Origin of the sequence: Prosthecobacter sp. (genome assembly GCF_044373815.1) — a bacterium.
In the GTDB taxonomy this organism is placed as follows: domain Bacteria; phylum Verrucomicrobiota; class Verrucomicrobiia; order Verrucomicrobiales; family Verrucomicrobiaceae; genus Prosthecobacter.
This window is the reverse complement of record NZ_JBIPNG010000477.1, coordinates 1-5,119: the sequence shown is the minus strand read 5'-3', so window position 1 is coordinate 5,119 and position 5,119 is coordinate 1. Positions and strand designations below refer to the sequence as shown.

Genomic DNA, 5,119 nt, shown 5'->3' with positions numbered 1-5,119 from the left:
GAGGGCAGCGGCTGGCTCAGCAGCAACAGGCTCGACATTCACACGACGGCCATCCTTGTCGAAAAGGACTCGGCCAGCCACGAGAGCGAAGATGGTGTGGTCACGGCCAAGACCGACGTTGCGGCCTGGAACCCACTTCGTGCCACGCTGGCGGAGGATGATGTTGCCACCGATGACGGCTTCGCCGCCGAATTTCTTGACGCCAAGACGCTTGCTCTGGCTGTCGCGACCGTTTTTGACGGAACCTTGTCCTTTTTTATGGGCCATAAGAAGTGAGTATTAAGGGATTAAGCGTTGATGGCGGTGATCTGCACGAGGGTCAGCGGCTGGCGGTGACCACGGGTCTTGTGGAAGCCCTTGCGCTTGCGGAACTTGAAGGTGGTGGCCTTGTCAGCCTTGTGCTGCTTGATCACCTTGGCGGAGACGCTGGCGCCTGCCAGGGTCGGAGCGCCCACGGTGATGCTGCTGCCTTCGCCGGCGGCGAGCACTTGATCGAAGGTCGCGGTGTCGCCTTCTGCAGCTTCGAGTTTCTCCACGTCGAACTTGTCGCCCACGGAGACTTTGTACTGCTTGCCGCCTGTTTTGATGATTGCGTATGCCATAACCTGAAAAAGTAAGAGTTGCCCCGTCATTTTGGGACGAGGGGCGCAGAGATTTCCACACCTCAACCCATTCGGCAAGGGAAAACTTCCCTCGAAAGCTTTAGAATTGTTAAAATAAGGGCGCTGGAGGCGGGGAATTGCCAAAAAAATGTGTCAGCGCCTCCATCATGCCCTCGCTGGCGAAGCGTGTGGCGATGAATCCACCGCGTGAATGGACGATCTGTTTCACCGGCTCCACCGCATTTCCTGGGCAGGCGATCATGCGGGCATGGCGTGGATCCAGCATGCTGAGGTCATTGAAATTGTCACCGGCGGCAAAGCACACCGAGGCATCCAGTCCGAGCAGGCGCGCCAGTTCGCTGAGCGCGGTGCCTTTGCTGTAGCCGCTGTGCGAGAAGCGCAGGTAGATGCCGTTGCGATGGTAGCCAATGTCCGGGAACTGCCGTGCGTGCGTATCGATGTAAGCACAAATGCCGTCGAGTTCGTAGTCGCTGGTGCCCACAATGCCCATCTCACCGTCACCACCGGTGATGAACGAGGCCTGGGTCTGTGTCTCCACCATGCGGCGGATGTCTTGAAGGGATGCCTGATGGTCTTTGGCAAACCGCTCCTGTGCACGCCGCGCCAGCCGGTTCCAGGAACCGTAGTCCGTCCAGCGGCTGAAGAAGCCCGGCTTATAAATGTCACTCTCCTGCGCGATGATGAAATCCGGCTCCATGTAGATGCCATGCTGCGCTAGCCCCTCGATGGTCTGGCTCAAGCCGCGGCCCGTATTGATCACCCACGCCGCGCCCTGTTCGCGCAGCAGTTGAATCATCTGCCCGAGTCCTGGATGAAACACGGGATCTCTCTCGGGATGGATGAGAGTGCCATCGAAGTCGAAGCAGAGAATGAAACGATGTTTGGGGGCAGCCATGAAGAGGGGCGCGCATTCATGCCGCGAATGAGCCCGGCTGCAAGACCGCGATCACTCGCCAGAAGGCCAGAATGCAGAGCGCCCACAGCACCGTTTCATAGATCACGAAGACTGGCAGCCGCATGTTGCGCCGGCGTGCACGATGCACCAAGGCCTCGCTGGCCCAGAGCAGGCTGAGCACCAGTGGCGGATACAAGGCCAGATGACGTTTTCCCCAGGTCAGCACCGGCATGTCCCAGCCGAAATCAAGCGTGCAGGCCGCGAAAGCCACAATGCTGAACAAAGCCAGCGGCGCTGTTTCAGGATGCAAGGCCTGCCCGGCATGTGCCGCACGCGGTGCCACGAACGCGATGATCAACAGCAGAAGGCACAGAATACTGGCCAGAACGATCACAAAAACCCCGCGTTCATGCGGCAGCGAATCAAAGCTCCAAGGGAACTGCAGCACCGCCGCCATCATTTTCAGCCCGCCTTGCCAAAAGCGCTCCTGCCTCGCCTTGGGCGAATGCGTTGCGAGGTAGTTCGCAAAGCTGGGCATTTCTCCTGCGGGCACAGCCTGCAAAGCTTCGCGTGTCCGATGCACCGCCGTCCACTGCTGCATGGCGGTTTCATTTTCGAACCACCGCCAGTGAAAGGGTGTGGCGTCTGCCAGTTTCTCCTTCGAATACGCCATCATGGGGCCTACCGTGATCAGATGGCAGGCCACCAGCAGGACCATGCCCAGCCAGTGATTGCGCCACACCCAGAGCGACGTTCCACCTTCATGCGGCAAGTGGGCCAGGACCCAGCCCCACAGCCAGCGCAGCGTGCTCACGGCGATGAAGACGAGCACCAGCGTGGTGGTGGTGGGCAGTGTCAGATTCGCCAAGGCCGAGAACAGGCCTATCAAACCGTAAAGCCAGAGGGAATTGCGTTTCAACGCCGCAACACAGCAAACCCAGGTGAGCAGAAACAGCAGCTGAAAAAGCACATCCGGTGAAAACTCAGCGGTGGAAGGCAGCAGCACACCAAAGCCGATGGTCAAAATCGTGAGCAACGCCGCTGGCACTGAAAACGCCCGTGCCGCCGCCAGTCCGAGCATCATCAAAAAGCCCAGGCTCAGCCCCATGAGCCAGCACTTGCTGGACCCAAGCACACGCTGATCCTCATTGCTCAAGGGGCCGGATGACAGGGGCTGCTCTGCCCCGACATTCCATGCGGCCAGCCAGGGCCAGATGGGGCGCACCACACCATCCGTGCGGTGCGGCAGCCAGTCGTTCAGCGGCTGGGAAACGCTTTTGGAGAAATCCGGCGTCAGATCCTTCCGCGTTTCGATGGCGGCATTCAGATACATCCGCTCATGCTCTGGAAGGGGATCTGAACGGGTGATCCCCTGCCGCTGAAAGGCCCGCATGTAGCACCAGGCAAAAAAGATCAGACACGCGAACATCACCACCCAGCGGCCGCCGCGCAGCCATAGTTTCGTTAACTGCAGATACACGGACTTTACCGACATGCGGACTGCGGGGTTGGCGTGAAAGGGGTTACTTTTTCGGCCGCACCTTGATTTCCACGCGGCGGTTCATGCCCTGCTGCTCCACCGTGCCAGCGACGCTGACGATCGGCTTCGACTTGCCCATGCCCACGGCCTGAATGCGGTCGGTTCCGAGTCCAAGCGATTCACGCAGCCAGCTCACCACCGCAGTCGCACGGCGAATGCTGAGCTCGAGATTGTAGTCCTCACCGCCGAAGCTGTCGGTGTGGCCTTCGATGATGAAGAGCGAATCCGGGTTTTTTTGAATGAGGAAACCCAGCTTCATCAGGCTGAGGCGTGCCGCCTCGGCGAGCTGGTCGCTGCCATACTCAAACAGCAGGTCGGTAGGCATCAGAATCGGGGCCGTACTGCCTCCCATCTTGCCGCCGCCACCAAGCAGATCATCGAGGTTGCTGAAGCCCTTAACGCGTGCGCCTGAAGCGGCCGTCGTGCTCTGGCTTTTGACAGCGTCAAGGAGGCCGCTGTCCATCTTGCCCCCCTCGCCTGGGTCTGCGGCTCCTGCATCCAGCAGCATTTGTTTTTCTGAGATGGGTTTGGACAAGACATCCCGGCGCACGCTGGCCATCTCTGCGGCGATGTCCGGCCCGTCCATGGCCGCTGGGGCGAGCAGCTTCGCCATATCAACGCCTTTGGATGTGCCGGGCGCACCGTCTCCCGGATCGTTGGCGCGGATGAAATTGGTGATCTCCTTCACATTCGGCGTGAGGTCGATCTCCTGATTCTTCGGCAGTTCCTGCAGCTTGTCGAAATCATCCAATTTCGGCTCAAAAGCCTTCATGTCTGGCACGTTGCCGGGAGCGATGATTTCTGGGATCTCCTGGATGGCCTGCTGGTCTTTCAGCACCTGCTCGCTGATGCGCACACGCTCCGGCACTTCGCGCGGCTTGGTGGGTGTCACATTCGAGATGCCCAGCGTGTCAAAGCCGACCACGAGCATCATGTGAAACACCACGGAGAGGATGAGCGCGAACATCACCCACCATTTCAGGCTCCAATCGTCGCGAGAACGAAAAGAGGACTGCGGAGTGGTCCATTCGGGGGGATGGGTGACTGCGGCCATGACAAATGCCAAACTACCACGGTGACAAAAGATTGCACGCGGCACTTTCGCCGTGACATCGCCCCCTCTGAATTCGTATTCTGGAAGCTCACCCACACCCCAACACCATGAACCGCCGCCACTTCCTCACCACCAGCACCGCCGCCCTCGCAGGCTCGCTCATTGTCCCCACCAGCAGCCATGCGCTGGAACTCACCCAGGCTCCCCTGCCCTACGCTCCTGAAGCCCTGGAACCCCACATCGACGCCCTGACGATGAACATCCACTTCGGCAAGCACCACACCGCCTACATCACCAAGCTCGGCGATGCACTCAAGGCGGCGAACATCAGCAAAACGGACGCCATCGACCTGGTCTCCGACATCAAATCTCTGCCCGAAGCCTCCCAGATGGCCATCCGCAACAACGGCGGCGGCCACGTGAACCACACCTGGTTCTGGAAATGGATGGCCCCGGCTGGCAGCGGCCCGACCGGCCCCGAAGGCAAACTCGGTGAAGCGATCCAGAGCACCTTCACCAGCATCGACGACTTCAAAAAACTCTTCGGCGAGGCCGGAGTGAAGCGTTTCGGCTCCGGCTGGGCCTGGCTCATCGTCACCAAGGACGGCAAGCTCAAGATCACCTCCACGCCCAATCAGGACAATCCGCTCATGAAGGGCATCGTCGATGCCGCCGATCTTGGCACCCCGATCCTCGGCCTGGATGTCTGGGAGCACGCCTACTACCTCAAGTATCAAAACAAGCGCCCCGACTACATCGCCGCGTGGTGGAACGTCGTGAACTGGGCGGAAGTGGCCAAAGGCTACGCTGCAGCAAAGGCGTGAGCGTCTCAACCGCATCACGCTCATGACCGAACTCATCGAGGTCAATCTCACGGAGTTGAACCAGTTGTTCAACTCCTTGGACCCCTCCCCGTTCCATGAGCGTGATCTGGATCACGATGCCGAGGAATTCATCGTCAGCTGGGCGCAGGAACACTCGCACAAACACGATTTGAAGCTCGTCGT

General features: G+C 59.7%; 6 protein-coding genes. 1 reads left to right on the top strand and 5 read right to left on the bottom strand.

The features are described 5' to 3' along the window. The 5 genes from rpmA to ACIREA_RS26425 all read right to left on the bottom strand — a co-directional run. Positions 1-267, bottom strand: a 267-nt coding sequence (rpmA, locus tag ACIREA_RS26445) for a 50S ribosomal protein L27 (protein WP_397385323.1), incomplete at its 3' end; no start/stop codon positions are given. Between the two features lie 20 nt (positions 268-287). Beyond that, complete coding sequence (gene rplU, locus ACIREA_RS26440; protein ID WP_397385322.1) at positions 288-602, bottom strand: 50S ribosomal protein L21; 315 nt, start codon at positions 600-602, stop codon at positions 288-290. Between the two features lie 109 nt (positions 603-711). Then, positions 712-1,518, bottom strand: a complete 807-nt coding sequence (locus ACIREA_RS26435) for an HAD family hydrolase (protein WP_397385321.1) — start codon at positions 1,516-1,518, stop codon at positions 712-714. 16 nt (positions 1,519-1,534) lie between these two features. After that, complete coding sequence (locus ACIREA_RS26430; RefSeq protein ID WP_397385320.1) at positions 1,535-3,013, bottom strand: hypothetical protein; 1,479 nt, start codon at positions 3,011-3,013, stop codon at positions 1,535-1,537. A gap of 28 nt (positions 3,014-3,041) precedes the next feature. Then, positions 3,042-4,112 (bottom strand): OmpA family protein, encoded by a 1,071-nt coding sequence (locus ACIREA_RS26425; protein WP_397385319.1) that lies wholly within the window; start codon positions 4,110-4,112, stop codon positions 3,042-3,044. Positions 4,113-4,219: 107 nt separating this feature from the next. Between ACIREA_RS26425 and ACIREA_RS26420 the strand changes: the two genes are divergently transcribed. Then, the gene (locus tag ACIREA_RS26420; RefSeq protein WP_397385318.1) at positions 4,220-4,936 is read left to right on the top strand and encodes a Fe-Mn family superoxide dismutase; all 717 of its coding nucleotides are present in this window, start codon (positions 4,220-4,222) and stop codon (positions 4,934-4,936) included. Positions 4,937-5,119 lie beyond the last annotated feature (183 nt).

Bases quoted from the DNA above. Each gene is read 5' to 3' on its own strand.
- rplU (WP_397385322.1), bottom strand. From the start codon at position 602: ATGGCATACGCAATCATCAAAACAGGCGGCAAGCAGTACAAAGTCTCC.
- ACIREA_RS26435 (WP_397385321.1), bottom strand. From the start codon at position 1,518: ATGGCTGCCCCCAAACATCGTTTCATTCTCTGCTTCGACTTCGATGGC.
- ACIREA_RS26430 (WP_397385320.1), bottom strand. From the start codon at position 3,013: ATGTCGGTAAAGTCCGTGTATCTGCAGTTAACGAAACTATGGCTGCGC.
- ACIREA_RS26425 (WP_397385319.1), bottom strand. From the start codon at position 4,112: ATGGCCGCAGTCACCCATCCCCCCGAATGGACCACTCCGCAGTCCTCT.
- ACIREA_RS26420 (WP_397385318.1), top strand. From the start codon at position 4,220: ATGAACCGCCGCCACTTCCTCACCACCAGCACCGCCGCCCTCGCAGGC.